This window comes from Geobacillus sp. PK12 (assembly GCF_004123125.1).
Taxonomy (GTDB): Bacteria; Bacillota; Bacilli; order Bacillales; family Anoxybacillaceae; genus Geobacillus; species Geobacillus zalihae.
In genome coordinates this window covers 1-1,508 of record NZ_SDKL01000116.1, presented here as the reverse complement: position 1 = coordinate 1,508, position 1,508 = coordinate 1, and the positions used below count along the sequence as shown (strand labels likewise).

2 rRNA genes are annotated in these 1,508 nt (G+C 51.2%); both read left to right on the top strand.

The features are described 5' to 3' along the window. Nucleotides 1–986: ribosomal RNA gene (locus ETR37_RS18320) — 23S ribosomal RNA — on the top strand; the annotation flags it as partial. Nucleotides 987–1,126: 140 nt separating this feature from the next. After that, a 5S ribosomal RNA gene (gene rrf / locus ETR37_RS18315) occupies nt 1,127–1,242 on the top strand. Nucleotides 1,243–1,508: the final 266 nt, after the last annotated feature.

The following is a 1,508-nucleotide window of genomic DNA, read 5'->3' as shown; positions in this document are numbered from 1 at the left end:
ACGGTCCTAAGGTAGCGAAATTCCTTGTCGGGTAAGTTCCGACCTGCACGAATGGCGTAATGATGGCCAGGCTGTCTCCACCCGAGACTCAGTGAAATTGAACTCGCTGTGAAGATGCAGTGTACCCGCGGCAAGACGGAAAGACCCCGTGAACCTTTACTATAGCTTGACACTGAACCTTGAGCCTTGATGTGTAGGATAGGTGGGAGGCTTTGAAGTGTGGACGCCAGTCTGCATGGAGCCAACCTTGAAATACCACCCTTTAATGTTTGATGTTCTAACGTAGGCCCGTAATCCGGGTTGCGGACAGTGTCTGGTGGGTAGTTTGACTGGGGCGGTCTCCTCCCAAAGCGTAACGGAGGAGCACGAAGGTTAGCTAATCCTGGTCGGACATCAGGAGGTTAGTGCAAAGGCATAAGCTAGCTTGACTGCGAGAGTGACAGCTCGAGCAGGTGCGAAAGCAGGTCTTAGTGATCCGGTGGTTCTGAATGGAAGGGCCATCGCTCAACGGATAAAAGGTACTCCGGGGATAACAGGCTGATACCGCCCAAGAGTTCATATCGACGGCGGTGTTTGGCACCTCGATGTCGGCTCATCACATCCTGGGGCTGAAGTAGGTCCCAAGGGTATGGCTGTTCGCCATTTAAAGTGGTACGCGAGCTGGGTTTAGAACGTCGTGAGACAGTTCGGTCCCTATCTGCCGTGGGCGTTGGAAGATTGAGAGGGGTTGCTCCTAGTACGAGAGGACCGGAGTGAACGCACCACTGGTGTACGGGTTGTGATGCCAATTGCATTGCCCGGTAGCTAAGTGCGGAAGAGATAACCGCTGAAAGCATCTAAGCGGGAAACTTGCCTCGAGATGAGTCTTCCCTGGGCACCAGATGCCCCTGAAGGGCCGTTGAAGACGACGACGTAGATAGGCTGGGTGTGTAAGCGTAGCGATACGTTGAGCTAACCAGTACTAATGACCCGAGAGGCTTAACCTTACAACACCGAAGGTGTTTTGTGGGTGATGAAAGACTTATAGATTTTGATGTTCAGCTTGTTCAGAGATTGGTTCTGATGGTTACGGAGATGACAAAGAAAAAAGTCATGTTAAGTAACGGTTGGAATGAAACAGAATTTGCCTGGCGGCGATAGCGCGGTGGTCCCACCTGACCCCATGCCGAACTCAGAAGTGAAACGCCGTAGCGCCGATGGTAGTGTGGGGCTTCCCCATGTGAGAGTAGGGAACTGCCAGGCATCAAATAAGTGGAAAGCCCCTGTCGAAAGACAGGGGCTTTTTGCTATGGGGAATTTTTTTGCCCGGAAGACCATGAGGTTAGTATAAATAACAGCCTTCGCTGCACTTATAGACGGCTAGTTTGAAGCCATTGGTGGATAAAATTAGCCACTTGCTCTGGCTTATTGATATCAAGCACTGGCAGTATGGTATCTGTCTCGGAGTCTGCCGCAATCGCGATGACATATTCATCGATCAAATCATGCAACTCTCTGTCCAACGATTG